The following is a 22,474-nucleotide window of genomic DNA, read 5'->3' as shown; positions in this document are numbered from 1 at the left end:
TTGCGCCGCGAAATGGCCGGCGGCAAGGGTGGCGAGAAATTCTGGTCGCTTATCCAATCGCTGCGGCTGCATGTCCTGCCCAACACCGCCGGTTGTCACTCCGTCAAGGAAGCCGTCACGACCGCAAATATGGCGCGCGAGGTCTTCGGCACGAACTGGATCAAGCTCGAGGTGATCGGCAATCATGACACGCTGCAGCCTGACGTCTTCGGCTTGGTCGAGGCCGCGCGAATCTTGTGCGACGACGGCTTTGCTGTATTTCCTTACACGACGGACGATCTCGTCGTCGCCGAGCGATTGCTGGAAGCCGGATGCAGAGTGCTCATGCCCTGGTGCGCGCCGATCGGTTCTGCGCTTGGACCGGTAAATATCACCGCGCTCCGCTCGATGCGCGGCCATTTCCCGGATGTCCCGCTGATCGTGGATGCGGGCCTCGGCCGCCCATCTCACGCGGCTCTCGTGATGGAACTCGGCTTCGACGCGGTGCTCCTCAACACGGCGGTGGCCAAGGCCGCCGATCCGATCGGCATGGCGCGCGCGTTCGGCAAGGCGGTCGATGCCGGCCGTGAGGCCTATCGCTCCGGCCTACTCGAGCCGCGCGACCTCGCCGTCCCATCGACGCCGACAATTGGCCGGGCAGTCTTTCAATGAGACTCGATCCTTTTTATCTGATCGTCGATAGCGCCGCCTGGATTGAAAGGCTGGCGCCGCTCGGCGTCAGGCTGGTGCAGCTTCGCGTCAAGAACCTCGCCGAGGCTGCGTTGCGCGCCGAGATCCGCAAGGCGAAGGCCTTGTGCGCCCGATACAAATGCCAGCTCATCATCAATGACTTCTGGCGGCTGGCGATCGAGGAGGACTGCGATTTCATTCATCTCGGACAGGAAGATCTGCAAGCGGCGGACCTTACCCGGATAAGGGCTGCGGGTCTCCGTCTCGGCCTCAGCACGCACGACCATCTCGAACTCGAAACAGCCCTTGCCGCCAGACCGGACTATATCGCGCTCGGCCCTGTCTACTCGACCATCCTGAAACAGATGAAATGGGCGCCGCAGGGGCTCAAACGGCTTGGCGAATGGAAGCGCCGGATCGCGCCGACACCTCTGGTCGCGATTGGCGGCCTCAATCCCGACCGGATCGAGGGCGTCTTCGGTGCCGGTGCGGACAGCGCCGCGGTAGTGACTGACATCACATTGGATGCCGATCCGGAAGCGCGAACGCGCGAGTGGGTCGAAAAGACGGGGCGATGGCGTTGAGGCGCGAACCGCATGTGCTTGTCGTCGGCGGCTCGGACTCCAGCGGCGGCGCCGGCATAGTCCGCGACATTGAGACGATCTCCGCCCTCGACTTGCGCACCTGCCTTGCCATTACCACCGTGACGGTGCAGACGCATGAAGCCGTCACGCAAATCCACAATTTGCAACCCGGTCTGGTGGCCGATCAGATGCGTGCCGCGCTGCAAGCCAATGCGGTCGGGGCGATCAAAATCGGCATGCTCGCGACGGAGCAAACCATCGTCGCCGTCGCGGATGTGCTGCGCCAAAACCCACAGATACCGGCAGTCATCGACCCGGTGCTGGTCTCTTCTTCGGGTTGGCCGCTTCTGGACACAGGCGCTATCGGCGTCCTGAAGCATGAACTCATCCCGCTTTGCCGTCTCGTCACACCCAACCTCATCGAACTGGCTGTCCTTGCCGGCTCAGACCTGGCCATCGACGAGGACGGCGCATTGCAACAAGGTCAGAAATTGCTCACCGCCGGATTGCAGGCCCTGCTGATCAAGGGCGGCCACGCCGCGGGGTGTCGATCGACGGACATCCTGCTGCGCGCCGATCAAGAGCCCATCCGCTTCGATGCGCCGCGTCTTGGCGGATCGATGCGCGGGACGGGTTGCGCGCTGGCCAGCGCCATCGCCGCGCACCTGGCAAACGGAAGCCTGCTTGAAGACGGCGTGCGCAAAAGCAAGCTGTTGGTTTTCGAGAAGCTTCGGAAATCGATCTCTCGGGATTGAGGCGGTTGAGCTTGGCGGGGGCTTTTCTGGGCAGCAAGCTGGCGGCCGGTTCTTCGCCTTCCTTCGGAGAGTCTCTCAGACAGCACGCGAAGTAAATCGCCTTGTCGGGTCTTGTCTCAAGCGATGTCGTCGCGAATGCAGGCCTTCAAATGGCCATCGGACGTTGTTGCCCGTAATGGCGGGACGATGCCGGCGCAAGCGTCGAGGGCAACCGGGCAGCGGGTTCGGAAAACACACCCGGTCGGCGGATTTGCCGGGCTTGGAATGTCGCCCTTCAGCACCTGCCGGCCTTGCCTGGCCAGCGGGTCGAGCGACGGAATGGCCGAGAGCAGCGCGCGCGTATAGGGATGCTGCGGCCGGGCATAGAGCGCGGCAGCAGGCGCGACTTCCATGATGCGGCCGAGGTAGAGAACGATCACCGTGTCGCAGATATATTCGACGACGGCCAGGTCATGCGAAATGAACAGCATGGTCAGGCCGAGCCGGACCTGCAGGTCGCGCAAAAGATTGATGATCTGCGCCTGAATGGAGACATCGAGGGCAGAGACCGGCTCGTCGGCGACGATGAATTCGGGTTCGAGCGTAAGCGCCCGGGCGATACCGATGCGCTGGCGCTGCCCGCCCGAAAATTCGTGGGCGTAGCGATCATCGGCATCGACTGGCAACTCAACAGCAGCAAGCGCCTTCTCAGCCTTCGCCCGCCGCTCGCGCCTGCTGCCGATGCCCTGAATATCGAGGCCTTCGGTCAGGATCTGACCGATGGTCATGCGCGGCGACAGGCTGGCGAACGGATCCTGGAAAATATACTGCATCTTGCGGCGCTGGCGAGCCAGAGGCCCGGCGCTCAGCTTGGTGATATCGACGCCGTCAAACCTTATTTCGCCGGACGTCGGCTCGATGAGACGCAGCACCGAGCGGCCGATCGTGGTCTTGCCAGACCCGGATTCGCCGACGAGGCCGACCACCTGGCCGCGCGCGATGTCGAAGGAAATATCGTCCAGCGCCCTGACGACAGGACCGCGCGAGAACGCCGTCGGCGCAAAATGCTTGGTCAGGTTCCTGACTGAAAGGAAGGGAGCGTCCACTGTCAGAGATCCTCCCAGCGCAAACAGCGGCTTTGCTGGGTCGACGTCGCCGCGAACAATGGCGGTACAGCAGTGCGGCAGGCATCGACAGCCAGGGCGCAACGCGGCGCGAAAGAGCAGCCCTTGGGCAGCAAGGCAAGCGATGGAACATTGCCGGCGATGGTCGGCAGCGGCGTTCCTGCTGCCTTGAGCGTGGTGGCTTGGCCAAGCCGCGGCACCGAACGCATCAGCCCGGCGGTGTAGGGATGACGCGGACGGTTGAACACCTCGCTCACCGGACCCGATTCCACGATGCGCCCGGCATACATCACCGCGACCCGGTCGGCGATCTTGGCAACGACGCCGAGATTGTGCGTGACGAACAGAATGCCCATGCCGCGTTGCGCCTGCAACGCGGCCAGCAGGTCGAGAATCTGGGCCTGGATAGTGACGTCGAGGGCGGTGGTCGGCTCGTCGGCGATCAACAAGGTCGGATCGCACGACAAGGCCATGGCGATGGTGGCGCGCTGGCGCATCCCTCCCGACAGCTCATGCGGGTATTGCCGCGCCCGCCGATCAGGGTCGGGAATTCCGACCTGAGCCAGCAGCCGCATGGCATCAGTGGCCGCATCACGGTGCGATCTGCCGAGATGGATGCGGATCGGCTCGGCGATCTGTTCGCCGATGCTGTAGACCGGGTTGAGGCTGGTCATCGGCTCCTGGAACACCATGCCGATGTCGTTGCCGCGCACCTTGCGCAGCGACTCGGGATCGAGGCCGGTCAGTTCGGTGACCGTGCCGTCCCTGCGCCGCAGCGCGATCGAGCCCTCGGCAATGCGTCCGACCTTCTTCGGCAGCAGGCCGATGATCGACAGGCTGGTGACCGACTTGCCCGATCCCGACTCGCCGACCAGCGCAACCGTCTCGCCCGAACCTATCACCAGGTCGACGTCCTGCACGGCGGCGATGTCGCGTCCGGCGATACGGAACACCGCTCGCAGACCGGAAATCGAGAGGATCGGAGCGTCCACGGTCAGCGCAGCAAGCCGACGTCGCGAAGGATGATGTCGACCTTTGCGCCTTCCTCGTCGTTCAGGCTGCGTTGCGGCCGCGCCATGGTGTTGGAGGCGATGATGCCGAGGCTCCTCATCGCGGTCTTGAAGGCACCGACCCCGGCCGAGCCGGCGCTCGTCCTGCCGAGCGAGATCCAGACGATCTCGAACAGCTTCAACAGCCGCTCCTGCTCCAGGCGGGCCTCGGCGTGCTGACCCGCCTGCATCAGGTTCCACAGCCTGACGTAGCCGTGCGGGTCGACATTGGCGAGGCCCGGCACGACCCCATGCGCGCCCATGGCAAGCACGCTGTCGACCAGGATCTCGGACCCGGTCATGCCGAAAAAATTCGGGTCGTTGGCCATGTCCTTGAGCACATAACGCAGATTGCCGTCGTCACCGCTGGAATCCTTGATGCCGGCGATAACGCCCTCGCTGGCAAGGCCGACGGTGGTCTGGCGCTCCAGCTTGACATGGACGCAGACCGGGATGTCGTAGGCGATGATCGGGATGTCGACTGCGTCCTTGATGTAGCGGAAGTGATCGCCGATCTCGGGCTGGCTGGTGCGGGCATAGAACGGCGCGGTGACCACGACGGCGTCAGCGCCGGCCGATCTGGCGATCAGGGCGTGGTTGATGACGCGATCGGTTGTCGGGTCGATGACCCCGGCGAAGATCGGAACGCGGCCATTGTTGACCTTGACCGCGTGCTCGATGATGGCCCGGCGGCCGGCCTCGTCATGGAAGACCACCTCGCTGGTCGAGCCGAGCACGAACAGGCCGTGAACGCCGCCGTCGAGCAGGTTTTCGATGGTCCGCGTGAACGACGCAAAATCGACACTGAGATCGGAATGGAGTGGGGTGACGACGGGTGGCACGACACCGGTGAACAGGGGCATTTTTTCAAAAACCTTCAGGTCAGTTGAGATCGGAACGAGGGTCGAATGCATCGCGCAGGCCATCGCCGATGAAGTTGATGGCCAGCACGGTGAGCACGAGTACGGCGCCGGGAAACATCCATTGCCAAGGGTATTGCTCGAGCACCACGGTGGAGCGGGCGAGATTGAGCATGTTGCCCCAACTGGCTTCGGGCGGTGCGATGCCGAGGCCGAGGAAGGAAAGGCCGGCTTCGAGCAGAATGGCATTGGCGATCTGCAGCGTGGCGTAGACGACCAGAATGTCGATGCAGTTCGGCAGGCCGTGGCGGAACAGGAGATGCGGCAGCCCTGCCCCCATGCCACGGGCGGCGACGACGAAGTCGCGCTCGCGCAGCTCGAGCAGCCGGGCGCGCACCATGCGCGACAGCACCGGCCAGGAGAGCAGTGAGATCACCAGGATGGTCGGCGCGATGCCGGTGCCGGCGATCGAAGCGAGCACGAGCAGGAAGATCACCGGCGGCAGCGTCATTGCGAGGTCGACGAAGCGCATCACCGTGCCGTCGACAAGGCGCCCGCCGAAGCTGGCGACAGCGCCGACCAGGAAGCCGATGACGATCGAGATGGCGACCGAGCAGACGGCGACCAGCAGCGAGATCCGTCCGCCCTGCAGCAGCCGGGCCATGACGTCGCGGCCGACGCCGTCGCTGCCGAGCCAATGAATGGCGGACGGCCCCTTGTTGATCGCCCTGAGATCGATGGCGTTGGGGCTGAACGGCCACCACAGGGAATAGGTCGAGACCGCCAGCAGAATGGGGACGACGATAAGCAGACCGGCGCGCGCCGCACGATTTTCAAAGAACCGGCCGAGCGCGCGGCGAAGCGGTCCCTTGGTTTGCGGCCCGGCTGTCGGGTCGATTGTCGGAGCTGGTGCGGTGATCGTCATCACGACACCTGGATGCGCGGGTCGACGACGGCATAGACGATATCGGTCAGGAGATTGACCAGAATGACGCAGATGCCGATTACCAGAGTGGCGCCCATGATCACCGGGTAGTCCCTTGTGCCGACGGCGTTGACCAGCAGCAGGCCCATGCCCGGCCAGTTGAACACGCTTTCGAGGAAGATGGCGCCGCCGATCGCTATGCCGACCGTCGACCCGATCAGGGTGATGACCGGTAAAAGCGCATTGCGGGTTGCATGCTTGATGATCACCCAGAATTCGCGCACGCCCTTGGCACGTGCGGTCCGCACATAGTCCTGGTTGAGTACTTCCAGCAGCGACGCGCGCATGTAGCGCATGATCAGCGCGGCGTGTCCGATGGACAGCAGGCAGGCGGGCAGGACCAGGTGCGCGAGCACGTCCGCTACGGAAAAAGGGGCGCCGGCGGTCTGCATGCCGCCTGATGGCGCCCAGCGCAGCAGCACCGAGAAAAAGTACAATCCCAGAAGTGCCGTCAGAAACGCCGGGCTGGAGATGCCGACGAAGGAAACCACCGACAGCGCGATGTCGGGCAGCGTGTTACGGCGGACGGCGCTGAAGATGCCGGCGGAAATGCCGAGCACGATGGCGATGGCCAGGCCGGTGCCCATCAACAGCGCGGTCGGGCCGATGCGCTCCATGACCAGCGGCAGCACGCCAACGCCGCTGCGCTGGATCGAATAGCCGAAGTCGCCGCCGAGCGCAGCGCGAAGCCAGGCGAGGTATTGCACGGGAAGCGGCTGGTCGAGCCCAAGCCGGTCGCGCAGGACTTCGAGGTCGGAAGCCGACATCGGGCTGGACGGATTGATATAGGCATCGATCGGATCGCCGGGCGCCAGCCGCAGCAGGATGAAGATGAGGACGCTCAGGGCGACCAGCATCAACAGTCCTGTAGCGCTGCGGCGGGCAATGAAACTCAGCATTGGCTGTCCGTGGCGATGGTGAGCGGAGCCGGCATCGTGCCGGCCCGTATCATTGGTGGGTCGGAATGGCCCGCCAGCCGTTCTACTGGATGTCCCAGCGTTCCGGGTGAGCCGCATAAGGACCGCCGCCCGGCGCCGGCGTCCAGACAAAGTCACGCAGCTTGTTGGAGGCTACGCCATAGCGGTTGGCCACCCATAATGTCGCCCAGGGCAGATCCTTGTTCATCACCTTGCAGACTTGCTGCCAGGATTGGTCGATCTTGGCCGGATCGGTCTGGGCGAGCGCAGCGTCCAATGCGGCGCTGAGATCATCGAACTCGATGCGCATGGTGTTGAAGCCTGCCGGCGGAATCTGGGACTTGTTGAGACCCGGGCTGATGCCGGCCGGATTGGGACCGTTCTGCAGGCCGGCATAGACCATCGCAAACGCGTTCCAGTCCGGCGTGCCTTCCTCGTAGACGATGCCGTTATAAGTCGGCGTATCGACGACGCGCGGCACCACATTGATCCCGACCTCGGCCAGCATCGACTGGATGGCAGCCATCACGTTGGCGGCTTGCGGCGAGCCGTAATAGGTCAGCAAGGTGATCGGCTTGTCGCCGTTGATCTTGTCCCACCCCGCCTCGGCAAGCAGAGCCTTGGCCTTGGCCGGATCATAGGCATAGGCTTCGAGACCTTCAGGAAGCAGGTGCGGCGCGACGTAGCCGCAATTGGCCGGTTTGGCCGCGCCGCCATAGAGGCTCTCGATGATGGCATTGCGATCGATCGCGTACATGATCGCCTGGCGCACGCGAACATCCTTAAACAACTCGACCTTCTGGCTGAGGCCGATGTAGTTGACCACATAGGAGGCGCCCTCGATCACCTTGAAATTGCTGTCGCTCTTGAAGGTTACCGCGTCGTCGGGCTCGACATAGGTGAACTGGATTTCGCCGGCGCGCAGCGCCGCAACGGCCGCCGCCGGGCTCTCGAAATACCTGTTGATGAGCACGTCGACCTTCGGCTTGCCGCCGCGATAGTCGTCATCCGCGGCCAGTTCGACATATTGATCGCTGACATAGCGCTTGAACTTGAAGGGGCCGGTGCCGACCGGCGTCGTGGACCACCATGTGCTCGTGGCCAGCGTTTCCGGCGGCATCGCGGCCAGGGCATGCTCCGGCAGGATCATCACCTGCGAGAGAATCGACAGGAAGGAGCCGTTGGGCTTCGACAATTTGACGACCACGGTGCGATCGTCCGGCGCGTCGACCGACGCGATGTCGCCGAGGCGCGCGGCAAACAGGCTGCCGGACGCCTTGTTCCTGGCGAGCTCAAGCGTGAACTTGACGTCCTTGGACGTGAACGGCTTGCCGTCGTGCCAGCTCTCCTGGGCAAGGTTGAACGTGTAGGTCAGCTTGTCGTCGCTGACCTTGTGGTCTTTGGCCAGATCGCCTTCGAGTTCGGTCAGTTCGGCGTTGTAGATGACCAGCGGTTCAAAATAGGTGCTGAGCCAGGTAAAGCCGCCGGTCGCAGCCAGCGGATTGAAGTTCTTGGGGAAGCCGCCGGGGCCGACATCGAAGCCTCCGGTGATGGTCTTGGCGCCCTGTGCCTGGACGCTGGTGGCAAGGCTAATGCCGCCGAGCAGCAGCCCGGTAATGGCCAGATGACGAGCTATAGTTCTGATGCGCATGGTTTCCTCCCTTGGCATTGTCAGGTAGTTCGGCGTTGGGTCAGGTAATCCGGTTTTTGGCGATCACTTGCTGAATACCCCTGTAGTGGTCGTCGAGGCGCTCGCGCGCCCGGTCGACGTCCTTGGCGGCGACCGCCTCGACGATCTCGTGATGGTCGCGCCAGGTCGCCAGCGGCGTCGGATTGTCGAGGCTGGTGAAATTCGAGGCCTTGTTGAACGCCACCCAGAAGATGTCGATCAGCGCGCTCAACATGTGATTGTTCTGGCAGCGGAACAGCAACTGGTGGAATTGCTGGTCCTCTTCGGCAAAGCTCTCCTGGCGCTCGGCGCGCCGCCGCATGCTTTCGGTCAGCTGGCGCAGCGCGGCGATGTCTTCGGCGCTGATCATCTCGATGGTTTTTGCGATCAGGCCGGTTTCAAGGACACGGCGGATCTCGCGCAGTTCCTCGACGTCGCGTAGCGAATCCTGCAGGCCGTATGCCAGATTATCCAGCAACGGCTTGAACGAGAATTCCTTGACGAACACGCCAATGCCGCGACGCGTCTCCAGAATGCCGATCGACTCCAGTGCCTTGATCGCTTCGCGCACCGAGTTGCGGCCAACGCCGAGTCGCTGCGCCAGGAAGGTCTCCGGAGGCAAGGGGTCGCCCGCCTTGAGCTGGTTGCTCTGGATATATTTCCTCAGGCTCTCCTGCACGCTGACGTGAAGCAGCGGCGGTCGGGCCAGCGGTTCGATCGATTTTTGGTCCGGGTTCAACTTGGGTTCCGAGCTCAACTTGGGTTCCGGCATTTTTTCTCCCAGCGCCGCTGCAATTGCGGCCGATGGCGCGTCGCGTAGCGGTCGATGCTTGTAGCATAGCGACTTGTAGGATATCCTGCAAGCAAGAGGATTACACGCTGAATGAAGATCGTCCTGGCCGGCTCAAGCCATTGGCACGCCGAAATGCATCTCGACGCTGCATGTTTTTGCGGCGCCGAGATTGCCGGCATTTGGGCGGAGGACGCGCAGCATGCGCGCGCCTTCGCGACGCGCCATCATTTGCCGTTCATCGCCGATTTTGCGAAAATCCTCTCCGGCCCGCCGGACGCGATCCTGCTGATGGGACACCCTTCGACGGTGCCGGCGCGGGCCCGTGCCGTGATCGAAGCCGGCATACCGCTGATCCTGGAAAAGCCGGCGGCCAGCAGCACCGCAGCGTTGGCCGCGCTCAGCGAGTTGGCGAGGCAGCACCAGGCCTTTGTCAGCGTTCCCCTGCCCAACCGCTTTGGGCCGGCCGCCACTGCCTTTGAACGGCTGCGCAGCCAAGGCCGCGCCGGTGCGATTGCGCGTTGCCAGTTCCGGCTGGTCAATGGCCCGCCGCAGCGCTATGCGGCCGACGGCGTCGCCTGGGTGGCGGATCCGGCGATCGGCGGCGGCGGCGCGCTGAGGAACCTCGGCATACACGGCGTCAATGCCGCGCTCGGCCTGGCAACCGGCGCGCTCAGGCTAAAAACCGTTTCGATCGAGAACCGCATTCACCGCGCCCCGGTCGAGGACCATGCGCTGCTTGTGCTGCAAGACGCTGCCGGAGCGTTGTTCGTCGTCGAGGCCGGATACACTTTTGCTTCGATGCGCCCCGGCGGCGATTTCGAATGGCGTATCGTCAGTGAGAATGCGACCCTCATCGACTATGGCGAGCGCGCCTTCTGTGCGACGCTCGACGATGGCGCTATCATCGAATTGCCGATCGAATTGCCGGCGACGCGCTACCACCTGTGCACGAGCGACACGCTCGACCGGCTGGCTCGAAAAGCGCCGCCGGCGACTCCGATCGATGACTATGTTGCGGCGATGTCGCTGATCGACGCCGCGTATGAAAAGGCAGGACGATGATTGGAATAGGTATTATCGGAGCGGGCGATTTCGGCGCCGCCCATGCAAGGGCAATCAAGCAGTTACAGGGCCTGCATCTCGTCGCATCGTGCCGCGGGAACAACGATGCCCTGGCCGCCTTCACCAGCGAACATGGTGGTCGCGGCTACACCGACTGGCGCAAGCTGCTGGACGACAAGGAAGTCGAGGCAGTCCTCATCGCCAGTCCTCACCATCTCCATGCCGAAATGGCGATCGGCGCGGCGAACGCCGGCAAGCATATCATGCTCGAAAAACCGATGGCGCCGACGGCGGCGGCCTGCGATGCGATCAACGCCGCCGTGGCCGCCGCTGGCGTCAAGCTGATGGTCGCCCATCTCATGCATTTCGCGCTGCCTTGCATGGCGGCCAGGCAAATGCTTGAGCAAGGAACGCTCGGCCGGCCGCTCGTCGGCTCGAGCTGGATCATCAAGCTGTGGATGGAGCACAATCGCCGCGACTGGCATCTGCGCAAGGCCACCGGCGGCGGCATGCTGTTGACGGCCGGCATCCATGCGCTCGACCGCCTCGTCTGGCTCATGGATGACGACGTCGTGTCGGTGAGCGCTATGCTTGGCGCCATGTCCCATGATCAGGAAGCCGACGACACCGCCCTGCTCGGACTGCGCTTCGCCGGCGGCGGGCTCGGCCAGGTGCAGAGCGTCGGCTATCGCAATGGCGCGGCCGGCTACGTCATGGACCTGGTCTGCGAGCAGGCAACGCTGCGCATCGACATGGACCGCGGCACGATGCTTGGCCGCGACACGGCCTGGACCGACCTGCCCGGCTCGTTCGAGCCGAACTGGATGCATGCCGCGCTGGTGCGCGAATGGAGCGCGATGCGCGATGCCATTGCCGACGACAAGCCGGTGCCGGTCGACGGCGCCTATGGCCGCAAGATCATCGCCATTATCGAGGCCGCCTTTGCGTCGAACGAAACGCGCCGCGAGCACGAGATCGCCGATGCGCCCTGAGCTCGACGATCACCCGAGCCACTTGCCCGCAGACGCGCCGCGCGGCGTCTGGGGCGCGGTGATGCTGGCCATCGACGATCGCGGGGCAATCGACTGGGAAGCGACGGAGGAAACGATCGCCCGGCTCTGCGCATCAGGCGTCGACGGCATCTATTCCAACGGCACGGCCTGCGAATTCCACTGCCAGACCGAGCCCGAGTTCGACCGGCTTTGCGCCCTGGTGGCCGCGATTGCCGGCCGCGCGCGCCTGCCCTTCCAGATCGGCATCAGCCAGTCCAATCCGCGCGTCGCACGCGAGCGGCTGATGCGGGTGTCGGCGCTTCGTCCGGCCGCGGTGCAATTCACCTTGCCCGACTGGTGGCCGCCCAGCGACGGCGAGGTCATGCGCTTCGTCGGCGGCCTGTGCGAGACCGCGCCCGACATGCCGCTGGTGCTCTACAATCCACCGCATGCCAAGCGCCGCCTGACGCTCGAAGGCATCGCCAGGCTGCGTGCAGCGGTGCCGTCGCTGGTCGGCGCCAAATTGCCGGGCGGCGACGCCGGTTGGTACGCCGACATGCGCCGCGAACTGCCGGGATTTTCGGTCTTCGTGCCCGGCCACACGCTGGCGACGGGATTTGCCCAGGGAGCGCATGGCAGCTACTCCAACGTCGCCTGTCTTAGCCCCAAGGGCGCGGTAATGTGGTGGCAGACGATCCGCACCGACGTGGCGGCCGCTGCCGAGGTCGAGACGCGCATCCAGGCCTTTCTCGCCACCCACGTACTGCCCTTTCGCGCTCGCTATGACGTCAGCGATGCGGCGCTCGACAAAGCGATGGCGGCGGCCGGCGGCTGGGCGCCGCTTGGCCCGCGACTGCTCTGGCCTTACAGCTCGGTCCCCGACGAGGCGATCGCGACGCTGGCCGAGGCCGCACGCATGACCTTTCCCGAATGGTGGCAGTGACCTCGGCTATCGCATGTGCCTGCCCCCTGATCCAAGGGGAACAACCATGGCCTGTTCCGGATTTGACGCCTGACAGACTCGTGGTCATGCTGGACCGATGACAAGAGGTGTATTGCTGGACCTCGCAGGCGTCATCTATGATGGCGACACCGCCATACCAGGCGGGATCGACGCCGTCACGCGTTTGCGCCAGGCCGGCTTGGCCATACGCTTCATAAGCAATACCACGCGCTCGTCGAAACAGAGCGTTCTCGAACGTCTGCAGGCGATGGGACTCACCGTTACCGGGGCAGATGTTTTCACCCCGGCGCACGCTGCACGCGATTGGCTGCTTCGCAATGGCCGAGCGCCATATTTGCTGATTCACCCCGGCCTTGCGCCGGACTTTTGCGAACTGCCGGATCGCGACAAGCGCGCCGTCATCGTCGGCGATGCCGGAGACGCCTTCACCTATGCGGCGTTGAATGACGCGTTCCGCGAGCTGAGCGCCGGGGCCGAATTGCTGGCCCTTGCCACCAACCGGACGTTTCGGGATGCCGACGGCGAGCTCAGCCTCGATGCCGGGCCATTCGTCGCGGCATTGGAATTTGCCTCGCTGAAACGCGCAACCGTTCTCGGCAAGCCGTCGTCGGAATTCTTTCTGTCGGCGCTGGCAAGCATGGACTGTCCGCCGGACCAGGCGATCATGGTCGGCGACGACGCCGAGGCCGACATAGCTGGCGCGCTAAGCGCCGGACTGTCGGGCGCATTGCTGGTGAGGACCGGCAAATACCGGCACGGCGACGAGAAACGGTTTGATCCGCGCCCGACCGCAACCGTCGCCGATCTCGCGGCGGCGACCGACTGGATCCTTGCGCGCCGGGACTGAACTGGCCGCACAGCGTGCGCTTCGCTCGAGATATCCGGGCTAGGTCGTCTGGCGCTCCATTTCCACCTCGGCCCCCAGACTTTCGATGTCGCGGAAGATCGAAGCGACAGCCAGCGTGCGCCCTTCGCGCTTGAAGCGGAGCAGGCAATCCCTGGCAACGATGTCGCCATCGATCGCGATCTCGTCCCATTGCACGGCATGGCCGACATAGTTGATGGGAACATCGTAGTGCTGGCTCCAGAAGAACGGCACGGCGAGGAACTTCTGGCGATGGCCGAGCATGTTGAGGGCCGCGGTTTGCCCCTGCCGCTCGGCAACCACCCAATGCTCGACCCGAATGTTCGCGCCACTGTGAGGATCCGGCCACCGCGCAATGTCGCCGGCCGCGAAGATGCCTGGTGCGCTCGTCTCCAAAAAGGCGTTTACGACGACACCGCGGTCAAGGGTGAGCCCCGCCGTTTCGGCAAGCCCTGTCCGCGGTCGCACGCCGATGCCGGCGACGACGAGATCCGCCGCCAAAATATCGCCACCGTTGAGTTTCACCTCGCTGGCGTCGATGCTGCTCGCAGTGTCCTCGAGATGGAATACGACACCATTCTCCTCATGCAGGGCGCGGATGAAGTCGGCCATTTGCGGACCCATGATCCGTTCCATGGGCCGTTTTTCCGGCGCCACGACATGAACTTCGATCGAGCGCGACCGCAGCGCCGCGGCAACCTCCAGGCCAATGAAACTGGCGCCAAGCACGACGGCGCGGCGCGCAGTCGTGGCTCGCTCGATGATCGCCTTGCAGTCTGCGAACGAGCGCAGCGTGTGAACATGTGGCTGGTCGGCGCCTTGTATGGTCAGGCGAACCGGTTCGGCTCCGGTCGCCAGGAGTAGCCTGTCGTAGGCAGTCCGGGCCCCGTCCGCGAGCACAACCTCGCCAGAACGCGTATCGATGCTGGCGACATCCGCATTGAGGCGCAGGTCGATGCCGTTCTTCGAATAGAAGCTTTCTCGGCGCAGCGGAATCCAATCCTCCGGTGCTTTGCCGGCGAGGTAGTCCTTGGAAAGATTGGGCCGATCAACCGGCGGCGCTTCGTCGTTGCTGAGCATGACAATGCTGCCTTGATAATGTTCGCGCCGCAGTGTTTCTGCCGCCGCGAAACCGGCGGCGCCGCCACCGACAATGACGATTTTTTCGGGAGCCTGGCTGGAGCCGCCAGGGCGCGGCTTGGACACCGTCCGCTTGCGTTTCTCGCCCACGACTATCCGATCATCGCGTTGTTCCACCGACCAGCACGCGAGTGGACTGAAAGCAGGGGCGCGCAAGGCCTCGCCTGTACGCAAATCAAAACACGCGTGATGCCAGGGACACCGGACGGTGTCTTCCGCCACAAGACCGTCGACGAGCGGCCCGCCATAATGTGTGCATGTCGCGCCGATGGCGAAGATCTCGGCCCCGCGGCGCACAAGCAGCACCGGCTCATCGCCGCAATGGCCGAGGAGCTTTCCGCCGTCGGCAAGGTCGGATAACGCGATACCCTCGACCAGATCCGGCCCGGTTGGTTTGGCATGATCTTCAGCCATTTTCCTCTTCCCTTGGCGCGATCCAGAAGATCGCCTGTACGGCCGAGAAGCGGGAAATCGTCAGGTCACCAGCCTCGGAATACCTTCTGCTTGGCCAGCGCGCCTTCAGGTTTTCGGACACCGCTTGTGCCCAAACGTCCGGCCGCGTCATTCGTTGCCAGTTGCGCAGTACACGCCGTCGATTTCCTGGCGTTTGGATTCGTTGCCGAAGGAATGACGCCGTCGCGTAAACTTTTTCGCCGGACATGCGTTGTTCGTTCTCCAAGCCAAGGAGACAGCAGATGAAATCGGAAATCGCCGGCGAGGCCGCCAAGCAACGCCACATCCAGCGCGGCATCGACGCCAAGGACAAAACGAAGGGCAACGGCAAGCAACAAGGCGCCATGCAGGCCGGAGCACGCAAATATCCCGAGCCGCCCTTTCCCGAGCAGCACCAGCCGAAGCCAGGGCATGAATGGGCGATAGAGCCGGCGCCGCTTTACGACGCGCCATTCTATATCGGATCAAAAAAGCTGGACGGCAAAGTGGCCGTGATCACCGGCGGCGATTCCGGCATCGGCCGAGCCGTGGCCGTGCTCTATGCGCGCGAAGGCGCCGATGTGGCAATCGTCTATCTGTGCGAGGACAAGGATGCTGAAGAAACGAAGAGGGCCGTCGAAGCCGAGGGCCGGCGCTGCACGCTGGTCAAGGCCGACGTCAGCGAACGCGACCACTGCCACAAGGCTGTGACTAAGGTGGTGAAGGAATTTGGCCGGATCGACGTGCTGGTCAACAACGCCGCTTTCCAGGTCCATTCCAGCGACTTCAGTGAGCTGACCGAGGAGCATTTCGACACGACGCTGAAGACCAACCTCTACGGCTATTTCCACATGGCGCAGGAGGCCGTTCCGCATATGAAGCCTGGTTCGGCGATCATCAACAGCGGCTCCATAACCGGCATCGAGGGCTCGAAGCAGCTGGTCGACTATTCGATGACCAAGGGCGGCATTCATGCCTTCACGCGCGCGCTGTCCGGCAACCTCATCGAAAAGGGAATTCGGGTCAACTGCGTGGCGCCAGGCCCGGTGTGGACCCCGCTCAACCCGTCGGACAAGCAAGCCGGCGACGTCTCGAAATTTGGCGCAGACACGCCGATGAAACGGCCGGCGCAACCGGAGGAAATCGCGCCGGCCTATGTGTTCCTCGCCTCGCCGCATTGTTCAAGCTACATCACCGGCGAGATATTGCCGATCATCGGCGGCTACTGAGAACGTGTCGCCCGCACTGCCTCGATCATCGTGGACCTCTCGCCTGTGGCGGAGGTAGCGGCGATCTCAGATATGAAATGGTCGACAGATGTATTTCATTGCCTTGGCGACGGACTATGACGGCACGCTGGCGCACGATGGGATCGTAGTCGAAAAGACGCTTGCAGCCCTCGAACGGTTCAAGAAAAGTGGCCGCAAGCTCATCCTCGTCACTGGCCGCGAACTGACCGACCTCAAGCGGGTTTTTCCCGAACTCGGCGTGTTCGACAAGGTCGTCGCCGAAAATGGGGCGTTGATCTACACGCCTGCCAGCGAGGAAGAACGTGCGATCTCACCGGCGCCGGCGCCGAAATTTGTCGCCAGTTTGAAGAAACGCGGCGTCAAGCCGCTTTCAGTCGGACGGTCGATCGTCGCGACCTGGGAACCACACCAGGCAACAGTTCTTGAGGTCATCAAGGAACTCGGGCTGGAGCTGGAAATCATCTTCAACAAGGGCGCGGTGATGGTGCTGCCCACCGGCATCAACAAGGCAGCCGGGCTGGCAGCCGCACTTGAGGACCTCAAGCTGTCGCCACACAATGTGGTCGGTATTGGCGATGCTGAAAACGATCATGCGTTCCTGCGGGCCTGCGGCTGCAGCGTCGCTGTCGAGAACGCCCTTGCGGCGGTCAAGGATACAGCGGATCTTGTAACGCGCGGCGCACGTGGAAAGGGCGTCGAGGAACTGATCGAAAAGCTGGTAAAGCGTGATCGGGAATTTGTCCGAAAAGGCCGTGACGGCATCCTTCTCGGTTCGGTCGGCGGCGACGAAGTCTATCTGACGCCGACCGACACGGTTCTGATCGCCGGAAGCTCCGGCATCGGCAAATCCACCTTGGCCACCGCGCTGACGGAACGCTTCGTCGAGAACGGATTTCAATTCTGCGTTTTCGATCCGGAAGGCGACTATGATGGCCTCGAAGGCGCCGTCCGGGTAGGCGATGCCTCAAGCGAACCGACAAAGGCACAAGTGCTCGACCTGATCGAAAAGCCCGACACCAATGTGGTCGTCAACGGGCTGGCGTTGCGGGTCAACGAGCGACCAGGCTTCTTTGCCGACCTGCTCCCCGGTCTTGGCAATTTCCGCTACCGTACGGCGAGGCCGCATTGGCTGGTCATCGACGAGGCGCATCATCTTCTGCCCAAGAGGCGCGACGACACGCGCGCCATCCTGTCGTTGGAATTGCCGGGCACTGTCCTGATCACCGTTCATCCGGAAGCGATCTCGACCGACGCCCTGCGTCTGGTCACTGCCGTCATTGCGCTCGGTCCCAAGGCCAAGAATGTCATCAAGGCCTTTTGTCAGGAGACGGACACCAAGCCGCCAAAGGATATTCCCTCGCCAAAAGGCGAGCGTGTGCTGTTCTGGCGGCCGCAAGCCCGCAAGAAAATTGCCATGGTCAAAGCGATCGAGCCGCGCCAGTCGCTCAAGCGTCACAGCCGCAAATATGCAGAAGGTCAACTCGACGAGGCCGGCAGCTTCTATTTCAGAGGTCCCGACAACGCGATGAACCTCCGGGCCCACAACCTGATGATCTTCGCTCAGATTGCCGAGGGCATCGACGACAGAACCTGGGAGCATCACCTGCGCGCCGGCGACTATTCCGAATGGTTTCGCCGACAGATCAGGGACAAGGATCTGGCGCGCGAGACCGCCGAGGCGGAAAAGGACGAAATGCTCTCGGCGCAGGAAAGCCGCAAGCACGTTCTGGATGCGGTGCGTCGCCGTTATACGGCTCCTGCCACCGCCCCGGAGGAATAGAGAGGAATAGGGTGCGAAAGGATCGCCCACGCACATCATTCTCGGAGGCACCGGCCGTGTTGGTTCTCTGCAGCCATGTCGCTTTTACAGCAGGGCGAAGCAGTGGCCGGTTGACCGCGTCATCCACGCCGAGTTCCCTTTCATCCATGGCGTTTTGACTGGTCAGGGTTCACTATATCCAATGGCAAAGAGGCGCAGGTCATAGGCCTCGGGATCGCGACGAAAGATCAACGCGCCCTTCCGTTGGGAATTCTGTGGGACATAGTCGAGCGTAGCGCTGCTATCCTCGACGACCTCATCGCCGTTGCGGAGCTCACCTTTGATCTCGACAGCAGCAACTGATTTCCCCGCCCTGTTTGCAGCGGCGAACTCGACCACGTAGCCCCCCTCGGTGACCGCGACCGCGAGTGGCACCACAACGATCCGGGCGGTCCCATCGCGCGTGCTCACGCCATCGACGACAAGATAACCGAGCACGGCAAGCAGGACTACGGAGCTTATGCCCGCCACGACCCACTCCGTGACCGAAGTCCCGGGTTTGCGTGTCTTTGCTTTGTTGTCGGACTGCTGCTTCTGTTGCTTGTCGCCTTTTGCGGGGTTCCTTGTCACAGAATGAGCCTCGCAACCGCCGCCCCGAGCGCGCCAGGAAACGACAGAACCACGACTGCACTGAGTGTCTCCGAAAAGCCGGCGCCATCGGTCCTGCCGAAGGTCCACAAGATGTAGAGGTTCACAAGCATCACCAGGACATAGCCGACGATCGCATAGCGAAAGAAGATGCTGACGAATCCAGCGCCTGGCTCGGGACTGTGCGAGCCGCGGAATTCGAACTCATAGACGAAGGCGTGCATGAGAGCGAGGGTGACCACCACCAGGGCGATTTCCTGCCAGGGCTCCATCTTGTAGGCGATGAGGACGACCTCTTCCGTCGGTGCGATGTTCACCGATAGAAACAGCGCTCCGACCACCATCAGGAACAGCTCTCCGGTGTAGCCGGGCTCGGGAATGTCCTCCTCCTCCAACAAACTCGGGCCGAGCTGAGCGCGTGCCAAGGATGCCCCGAGACTGCCTGGGACAATTTGCACCGCAATTTTGCCAATCACCTCCCGCAGCGGCATTTCGGCGGTCACGATGCCGAAAATAAACAACACCGCCGTAGCCGCCACAGCGGCCACAAGTATCGCCACAAAAGCATCGGCGATGCGGTCGCGCAGCGCCACCGTGTGGCGAAAGCCTCCGTACTTGTGCAGCAGCACCAGCATTGGCAAAGTGACAGCGAGGAACAGGGCGAGCCGCAGTGGGTGAAGGTGAAAGCCCAGCGCCCAGGCCTCCATGGTCATCAGCACCGGGGCGGCGAAGATCAACGCTCCGGCAAAGGCACGGCCAAGACCAATCCAGAACTCACGCGGCGTTAGCGCATGCCTGACGATGATCTCGGTTGGCGCCACGTCCGCTCCTCAGAGATAGCCTGCGGGGAACAATGTTTCCTGGACAATCTTGTTCCGCACCTCTGCATCTTCGCCACAGCCGAACGGCGCTGCGATGTTCAAAGCCAAGCCAAACCTGTTGGGAACTCGCGAGCCAGCTTTCCGTTCAACCTCTCGATCGAATGACAACCCAAAGCCGACACAGCGTCTGGAGTGAAATCATGAAATCGCAGCTCGTCGCCGAAAGCGCCGGACAAAGGACGTTCGTGGTGGTGCTTGATCCCGGAGAGGAAGCGTTCGCGGCGCTCACATCTTTCGCTGTCGATCACGATATTGGCGGTGCCTCGCTGACCGCGCTCGGCGCCTTCGAAAAGGCGACTGTCGGCTGGTTCGACATCGAGGAAAAAACTTATCGGAAAATCCCGGTGCTAGAACAGTGCGAGGTGCTCAGCGCGATCGGCGACGTTGCGATCGGCGACGACGGCAAGCCCAGCCTTCACGTCCATGCGGTGCTCGGATTGCGCGACGGCAGCACGAAGGGCGGACATCTGCTCGATGGCATTGTTCGGCCTACACTCGAAGTCACTTTGGTGGAAACGCCTGGTCATCTGCGCCGCAGAAAACGTCCGGAACTCGGCATCGCCTTGATCGATCTCGATGCCTGAAGCCAAGCGCGGATCAGGCTAGTGGTGAAAACCTGACGCTTGGTCCCCGAGGTTAGACAACCGCTTTGGGTGGGAAGCCGTAGTTCGTTTAGCCTCCTGAACGAGCAGAGAGCGCCATAATCGGAGTTGCGCGGCCATCGCTATGGAGGTCGCGTCTCGGACACGTTCCGGACGTATGGTGCCACATAGAATCAGCACCCGTGTCGCGATAGCTCTGGCGTTATTCTCGACCATCACAGATGGATGAACTTCCGCTTGGAGATGCGGCGGAAGCACAGAAAGCCCGTCTCGACATAGGCCTCCAGTCTCGCCAGCAACCCATGACCTAAATTCGATATGGATGGGACGGGTGGTGGTAGCCAAGTCCGCCGAGCCTAACCCGATCATGCTGATGATGACACGGACGCTGGTTAATCTGCTCTTCGATTCGCGAATGCTATGGTAGTGATAGCCTCTCAACGCCGGTGCCGTAAGCTACTCGCTTACGCGTCGCTTTGAGGAAATCAGACATCAGTGTCGAACGAGATAGGTTTCCATCGTGCCGACGCCTCTCAGTTCCACAGTGCAGCGCGGTTCTAGCTCCCAAGAGTCGTGCAAAGCGCGTCTGGTTGCCTCCGAGATTTGCATGCGGTCGGCTACGCCCTGGGATTCGAGCCGGCTTGCGATGTTCACGGTTTCGCCCCAGACATCATAGACGAACCGATGTCGGCCGATCAGACCGGCGATCACCGGTCCGGTGTGTACGCCGATTCGGACGCGAAAACTATCGCTGCCCGACGCCAAGAGCCTCAACGAGTCCAGCATGGACTTTCCCAGCGCCACGGTCCTGTCGGCGTGATCGGCCGCCGGCTCCGGAAGACCACAAGCGGCCATATACGCGTCTCCGATTGTCTTGATCTTCTCCACGGAATGCTTCTCCGCCAGCGCGTCGAACATGCTGAACATCCGGTCGAGGCGCTTGATAAGGTCGGATGCCGGCAATTTCGCTGCGATAGGCGAGAATCCGACAATATCGGCAAAAAGGATGGTCACTTCCTCGAACCGGTCCGCAATGATCTCCTCGCCCCCTTGTAGCCGCGCAACGATTTGACCGGGCAGGACGGCATGTAGAAGCGAGTCGGCCCGCCGCTTTTCCGCCTCTATCCGCTGAAGATACTGGTGCTCGCGGTCGCGCCAACGCTTTTTCTCCAGACTGGAGTTGATCCGGGCGCGCAACAGGACCGGATTGAATGGTTTAAGCAAGTAGTCGTCGGCTCCCGCCTCGATGCAGCGGACCACGGCGTCGACTTCGTTCAGCCCCGAGATCATAATGACCGGGATGTGCCGCCACCGGCGCTCAGCTTTCAATCGCGAGAGCACCTCGATGCCGTTCATGTCCGGCATCAGTATGTCCAACAGAACAAGGTCGAATTCATATTCCGCAAGGCGGGTCAGCGCGGACAGGCCTGACTCGGCAGTGACTACCTGATGACCGTCGTGCAGCAAGCGGCGCGAGAGAAGATCGCGGTTACTGCCGATGTCGTCGACGACAAGTATTCTACCGCTGCGTCCTGAGAATGCATCGTGCTCCGTCTTGCCGAGCGCCCTTTCAAGCCCTGCTGCATCGATCTCTGCCTGATCCGTCGTCCACAGCGCTTCGTTGTCGCTGGCGCGCGATAGGCCGGCAATTGCATCGACATGCGCCAACAGCTCGGCCGCAGCCGCGAGCATCACCCTGACATCTTCGTCCAATGCGTGTTCGTGCAATTCTTCGGCTTCTTCAAGGATCATTTCGGAGTAGCCGATAATCGCGTTGAGTGGTGTTCGCAAATCGTGGCGCAGTTTCGCCTCGATCTCGCGCCCTGCATGGTCCGGACAGTCGGCTTTGCCATGGATCAAGCTGTCGATGAGGCTGTTCAATTGCCGGGCAGCGGCGCCGACCCTCTCAAGATCTGGAGTGATGTGCACCAGACTATGGTTCTGCACCTGTTCTAGCAGCAGTTCCTGAAATCCCGAGATTGCCCGTGCCGGTCCAGCAAGCCGCTGCGCCAGATGGGCGGCTATTGCGTGGCGTTGGAACTCGTTGGCAGTCATGTCTCCAATCCGCCGACTCGGCGGCTCACGGATTTGCGGCAAGCAATTGTTCGATTTTCTGGACAAGCCTCGGCAGGTCCACCGGCTTGCTGTCGTAGTCATCGCAGCCGGCCTCAAGCGCCAATTCCCGATCGCTGGTCATAGCATGCGCAGAAAGCGCGATTATAGGGATCCCCGAGGTGGCCGGATCAGCCTTGATCCGCCGTGTCGCCTCCCATCCGTCCATCACGGGCAGGCTCATATCCATAAGGATCAGATCCGGTCTTTCCGAAATGGTTAGTTCCACGCCGGATTGTCCGTTTTCCGCAATAAGCACTTCGAACCCACGCCGCGACAACCGCCGCGAGAGCATGTCGCGATTCATTTCGTTGTCTTCCACCAGAAGGATTCTCGTCATCTTCGGCCTCTTCTAACGATGGGTCAACGAACTGAGATGCCGG

The 22,474-nt window shown here is 62.6% G+C and carries 23 protein-coding genes; 10 read left to right on the top strand and 13 right to left on the bottom strand.

Annotation, left to right across the window (positions count from 1 at the left end; all coding sequences use genetic code 11):
* The 3 genes from AC0L2Z_RS25270 to AC0L2Z_RS25260 all read left to right on the top strand — a co-directional run.
* Nucleotides 1-651, top strand: a 651-nt coding sequence (locus AC0L2Z_RS25270; RefSeq protein ID WP_473629607.1) for a thiazole synthase, incomplete at its 5' end; no start/stop codon positions are given.
* Entirely contained in the window at nucleotides 648-1,253 is a 606-nt protein-coding gene (locus tag AC0L2Z_RS25265) for a thiamine phosphate synthase (protein WP_023801371.1), read from the top strand. The genes AC0L2Z_RS25270 and AC0L2Z_RS25265, both read left to right, overlap by 4 nt.
* Entirely contained in the window at nucleotides 1,244-2,008 is a 765-nt protein-coding gene (locus tag AC0L2Z_RS25260) for a hydroxymethylpyrimidine/phosphomethylpyrimidine kinase (protein WP_128172630.1), read from the top strand. The genes AC0L2Z_RS25265 and AC0L2Z_RS25260 overlap by 10 nt, the downstream gene beginning before the upstream one ends.
* Nucleotides 2,009-2,124: 116 nt before the next feature.
* Here the strand turns inward: AC0L2Z_RS25260 and AC0L2Z_RS25255 are convergent, their stop codons facing one another.
* From AC0L2Z_RS25255 to AC0L2Z_RS25225, 7 genes are all read right to left on the bottom strand, one after another.
* The gene (locus AC0L2Z_RS25255; protein WP_473629606.1) at nucleotides 2,125-3,093 is read right to left on the bottom strand and encodes an ABC transporter ATP-binding protein; all 969 of its coding nucleotides are present in this window, start codon (nucleotides 3,091-3,093) and stop codon (nucleotides 2,125-2,127) included.
* 2 nt (nucleotides 3,094-3,095) lie between these two features.
* On the bottom strand, nucleotides 3,096-4,103 hold the full coding sequence (locus tag AC0L2Z_RS25250; RefSeq protein WP_023801368.1) for an ABC transporter ATP-binding protein: 1,008 nt from the start codon (nucleotides 4,101-4,103) through the stop codon (nucleotides 3,096-3,098).
* Nucleotides 4,104-4,105: 2 nt separating this feature from the next.
* The gene (locus AC0L2Z_RS25245) at nucleotides 4,106-5,023 is read right to left on the bottom strand and encodes a dihydrodipicolinate synthase family protein (protein ID WP_031255749.1); all 918 of its coding nucleotides are present in this window, start codon (nucleotides 5,021-5,023) and stop codon (nucleotides 4,106-4,108) included.
* A gap of 19 nt (nucleotides 5,024-5,042) precedes the next feature.
* Nucleotides 5,043-5,945 carry an ABC transporter permease gene (locus AC0L2Z_RS25240; RefSeq protein WP_128247498.1) on the bottom strand — a complete coding sequence of 301 codons (903 nt, stop codon included), beginning with the start codon at nucleotides 5,943-5,945 and terminating at the stop codon, nucleotides 5,043-5,045.
* Complete coding sequence (locus AC0L2Z_RS25235) at nucleotides 5,945-6,904, bottom strand: ABC transporter permease (RefSeq protein ID WP_027154064.1); 960 nt, start codon at nucleotides 6,902-6,904, stop codon at nucleotides 5,945-5,947. Before AC0L2Z_RS25235 ends, AC0L2Z_RS25240 begins: the two co-directional genes overlap by 1 nt.
* Nucleotides 6,905-6,986: 82 nt before the next feature.
* Nucleotides 6,987-8,573: an ABC transporter substrate-binding protein gene (locus tag AC0L2Z_RS25230; protein WP_473629605.1), complete on the bottom strand. Its 1,587-nt coding sequence runs from the start codon at nucleotides 8,571-8,573 to the stop codon at nucleotides 6,987-6,989.
* A 40-nt stretch (nucleotides 8,574-8,613) separates the two neighbouring features.
* Nucleotides 8,614-9,363 (bottom strand): FadR/GntR family transcriptional regulator, encoded by a 750-nt coding sequence (locus tag AC0L2Z_RS25225; protein ID WP_023801363.1) that lies wholly within the window; start codon nucleotides 9,361-9,363, stop codon nucleotides 8,614-8,616.
* 111 nt (nucleotides 9,364-9,474) lie between these two features.
* Between AC0L2Z_RS25225 and AC0L2Z_RS25220 the strand changes: the two genes are divergently transcribed.
* The 4 genes from AC0L2Z_RS25220 (at nucleotide 9,475) to AC0L2Z_RS25205 (ending at nucleotide 13,249) form a co-directional block, all read left to right on the top strand.
* Nucleotides 9,475-10,446 carry a Gfo/Idh/MocA family protein gene (locus tag AC0L2Z_RS25220; RefSeq protein WP_473629604.1) on the top strand — a complete coding sequence of 324 codons (972 nt, stop codon included), beginning with the start codon at nucleotides 9,475-9,477 and terminating at the stop codon, nucleotides 10,444-10,446.
* Nucleotides 10,443-11,438: a Gfo/Idh/MocA family protein gene (locus tag AC0L2Z_RS25215; RefSeq protein WP_023801361.1), complete on the top strand. Its 996-nt coding sequence runs from the start codon at nucleotides 10,443-10,445 to the stop codon at nucleotides 11,436-11,438. Before AC0L2Z_RS25220 ends, AC0L2Z_RS25215 begins: the two co-directional genes overlap by 4 nt.
* Nucleotides 11,428-12,381: a dihydrodipicolinate synthase family protein gene (locus tag AC0L2Z_RS25210; RefSeq protein WP_473629603.1), complete on the top strand. Its 954-nt coding sequence runs from the start codon at nucleotides 11,428-11,430 to the stop codon at nucleotides 12,379-12,381. The genes AC0L2Z_RS25215 and AC0L2Z_RS25210 overlap by 11 nt, the downstream gene beginning before the upstream one ends.
* A gap of 97 nt (nucleotides 12,382-12,478) precedes the next feature.
* The gene (locus AC0L2Z_RS25205) at nucleotides 12,479-13,249 is read left to right on the top strand and encodes a TIGR01458 family HAD-type hydrolase (RefSeq protein WP_473629602.1); all 771 of its coding nucleotides are present in this window, start codon (nucleotides 12,479-12,481) and stop codon (nucleotides 13,247-13,249) included.
* 39 nt (nucleotides 13,250-13,288) lie between these two features.
* On the opposite strand, the gene AC0L2Z_RS25200 is transcribed toward AC0L2Z_RS25205, so the two are convergent.
* Together AC0L2Z_RS25200 and AC0L2Z_RS25195 are read right to left on the bottom strand one after the other, a co-directional pair.
* A complete protein-coding gene (locus tag AC0L2Z_RS25200; protein ID WP_473629601.1) occupies nucleotides 13,289-14,821 on the bottom strand; it encodes an FAD-dependent oxidoreductase in 1,533 nt (510 codons plus the stop codon).
* The gene (locus AC0L2Z_RS25195; RefSeq protein ID WP_287228756.1) at nucleotides 14,814-15,068 is read right to left on the bottom strand and encodes a hypothetical protein; all 255 of its coding nucleotides are present in this window, start codon (nucleotides 15,066-15,068) and stop codon (nucleotides 14,814-14,816) included. The genes AC0L2Z_RS25200 and AC0L2Z_RS25195 overlap by 8 nt, the downstream gene beginning before the upstream one ends.
* Nucleotides 15,069-15,102: 34 nt before the next feature.
* Between AC0L2Z_RS25195 and AC0L2Z_RS25190 the strand changes: the two genes are divergently transcribed.
* A complete protein-coding gene (locus AC0L2Z_RS25190) occupies nucleotides 15,103-16,068 on the top strand; it encodes an SDR family oxidoreductase (RefSeq protein ID WP_287345163.1) in 966 nt (321 codons plus the stop codon).
* An 88-nt stretch (nucleotides 16,069-16,156) separates the two neighbouring features.
* Nucleotides 16,157-17,869 (top strand): HAD family hydrolase, encoded by a 1,713-nt coding sequence (locus AC0L2Z_RS25185; protein WP_473629600.1) that lies wholly within the window; start codon nucleotides 16,157-16,159, stop codon nucleotides 17,867-17,869.
* A gap of 162 nt (nucleotides 17,870-18,031) precedes the next feature.
* On the opposite strand, the gene AC0L2Z_RS25180 is transcribed toward AC0L2Z_RS25185, so the two are convergent.
* Both AC0L2Z_RS25180 and AC0L2Z_RS25175 read right to left on the bottom strand, forming a co-directional pair.
* A complete protein-coding gene (locus AC0L2Z_RS25180; RefSeq protein ID WP_023801355.1) occupies nucleotides 18,032-18,478 on the bottom strand; it encodes a TIGR02588 family protein in 447 nt (148 codons plus the stop codon).
* The gene (locus tag AC0L2Z_RS25175) at nucleotides 18,475-19,263 is read right to left on the bottom strand and encodes a TIGR02587 family membrane protein (RefSeq protein WP_473608460.1); all 789 of its coding nucleotides are present in this window, start codon (nucleotides 19,261-19,263) and stop codon (nucleotides 18,475-18,477) included. Before AC0L2Z_RS25175 ends, AC0L2Z_RS25180 begins: the two co-directional genes overlap by 4 nt.
* 254 nt (nucleotides 19,264-19,517) lie before the next feature.
* On the opposite strand from AC0L2Z_RS25175, the gene AC0L2Z_RS25170 reads away from it, so the two are divergent.
* Nucleotides 19,518-19,961 carry a PPC domain-containing DNA-binding protein gene (locus tag AC0L2Z_RS25170; RefSeq protein WP_473517948.1) on the top strand — a complete coding sequence of 148 codons (444 nt, stop codon included), beginning with the start codon at nucleotides 19,518-19,520 and terminating at the stop codon, nucleotides 19,959-19,961.
* Between the two features lie 510 nt (nucleotides 19,962-20,471).
* Here the strand turns inward: AC0L2Z_RS25170 and AC0L2Z_RS25165 are convergent.
* Both AC0L2Z_RS25165 and AC0L2Z_RS25160 read right to left on the bottom strand, forming a co-directional pair.
* Nucleotides 20,472-22,034 (bottom strand): adenylate/guanylate cyclase domain-containing protein, encoded by a 1,563-nt coding sequence (locus AC0L2Z_RS25165; protein ID WP_023801351.1) that lies wholly within the window; start codon nucleotides 22,032-22,034, stop codon nucleotides 20,472-20,474.
* A 25-nt stretch (nucleotides 22,035-22,059) separates the two neighbouring features.
* Complete coding sequence (locus tag AC0L2Z_RS25160) at nucleotides 22,060-22,431, bottom strand: response regulator (protein ID WP_031255744.1); 372 nt, start codon at nucleotides 22,429-22,431, stop codon at nucleotides 22,060-22,062.
* Nucleotides 22,432-22,474: the final 43 nt, after the last annotated feature.

Source organism: Mesorhizobium sp. WSM4850 (assembly GCF_055811735.1).
The sequence above is the reverse complement of the archived record's forward strand: the minus strand, read 5'-3'. Positions and strand labels throughout refer to the sequence as shown.

Excerpts from the sequence above, each read along its gene's own strand:
- AC0L2Z_RS25235 (WP_027154064.1), bottom strand. The coding sequence starts at position 6,904 with ATGCTGAGTTTCATTGCCCGCCGCAGCGCTACAGGACTGTTGATGCTG.
- AC0L2Z_RS25245 (WP_031255749.1), bottom strand. The coding sequence starts at position 5,023 with ATGCCCCTGTTCACCGGTGTCGTGCCACCCGTCGTCACCCCACTCCAT.
- AC0L2Z_RS25160 (WP_031255744.1), bottom strand. The coding sequence starts at position 22,431 with ATGACGAGAATCCTTCTGGTGGAAGACAACGAAATGAATCGCGACATG.
- AC0L2Z_RS25195 (WP_287228756.1), bottom strand. The coding sequence starts at position 15,068 with ATGTCCGGCGAAAAAGTTTACGCGACGGCGTCATTCCTTCGGCAACGA.
- AC0L2Z_RS25265 (WP_023801371.1), top strand. The coding sequence starts at position 648 with ATGAGACTCGATCCTTTTTATCTGATCGTCGATAGCGCCGCCTGGATT.
- AC0L2Z_RS25200 (WP_473629601.1), bottom strand. The coding sequence starts at position 14,821 with ATGGCTGAAGATCATGCCAAACCAACCGGGCCGGATCTGGTCGAGGGT.
- AC0L2Z_RS25225 (WP_023801363.1), bottom strand. The coding sequence starts at position 9,363 with ATGCCGGAACCCAAGTTGAGCTCGGAACCCAAGTTGAACCCGGACCAA.
- AC0L2Z_RS25205 (WP_473629602.1), top strand. The coding sequence starts at position 12,479 with ATGACAAGAGGTGTATTGCTGGACCTCGCAGGCGTCATCTATGATGGC.
- AC0L2Z_RS25220 (WP_473629604.1), top strand. The coding sequence starts at position 9,475 with ATGAAGATCGTCCTGGCCGGCTCAAGCCATTGGCACGCCGAAATGCAT.
- AC0L2Z_RS25165 (WP_023801351.1), bottom strand. The coding sequence starts at position 22,034 with ATGACTGCCAACGAGTTCCAACGCCACGCAATAGCCGCCCATCTGGCG.
- AC0L2Z_RS25215 (WP_023801361.1), top strand. The coding sequence starts at position 10,443 with ATGATTGGAATAGGTATTATCGGAGCGGGCGATTTCGGCGCCGCCCAT.
- AC0L2Z_RS25260 (WP_128172630.1), top strand. The coding sequence starts at position 1,244 with ATGGCGTTGAGGCGCGAACCGCATGTGCTTGTCGTCGGCGGCTCGGAC.
- AC0L2Z_RS25230 (WP_473629605.1), bottom strand. The coding sequence starts at position 8,573 with ATGCGCATCAGAACTATAGCTCGTCATCTGGCCATTACCGGGCTGCTG.
- AC0L2Z_RS25210 (WP_473629603.1), top strand. The coding sequence starts at position 11,428 with ATGCGCCCTGAGCTCGACGATCACCCGAGCCACTTGCCCGCAGACGCG.
- AC0L2Z_RS25190 (WP_287345163.1), top strand. The coding sequence starts at position 15,103 with ATGAAATCGGAAATCGCCGGCGAGGCCGCCAAGCAACGCCACATCCAG.
- AC0L2Z_RS25170 (WP_473517948.1), top strand. The coding sequence starts at position 19,518 with ATGAAATCGCAGCTCGTCGCCGAAAGCGCCGGACAAAGGACGTTCGTG.
- AC0L2Z_RS25185 (WP_473629600.1), top strand. The coding sequence starts at position 16,157 with ATGTATTTCATTGCCTTGGCGACGGACTATGACGGCACGCTGGCGCAC.
- AC0L2Z_RS25240 (WP_128247498.1), bottom strand. The coding sequence starts at position 5,945 with ATGACGATCACCGCACCAGCTCCGACAATCGACCCGACAGCCGGGCCG.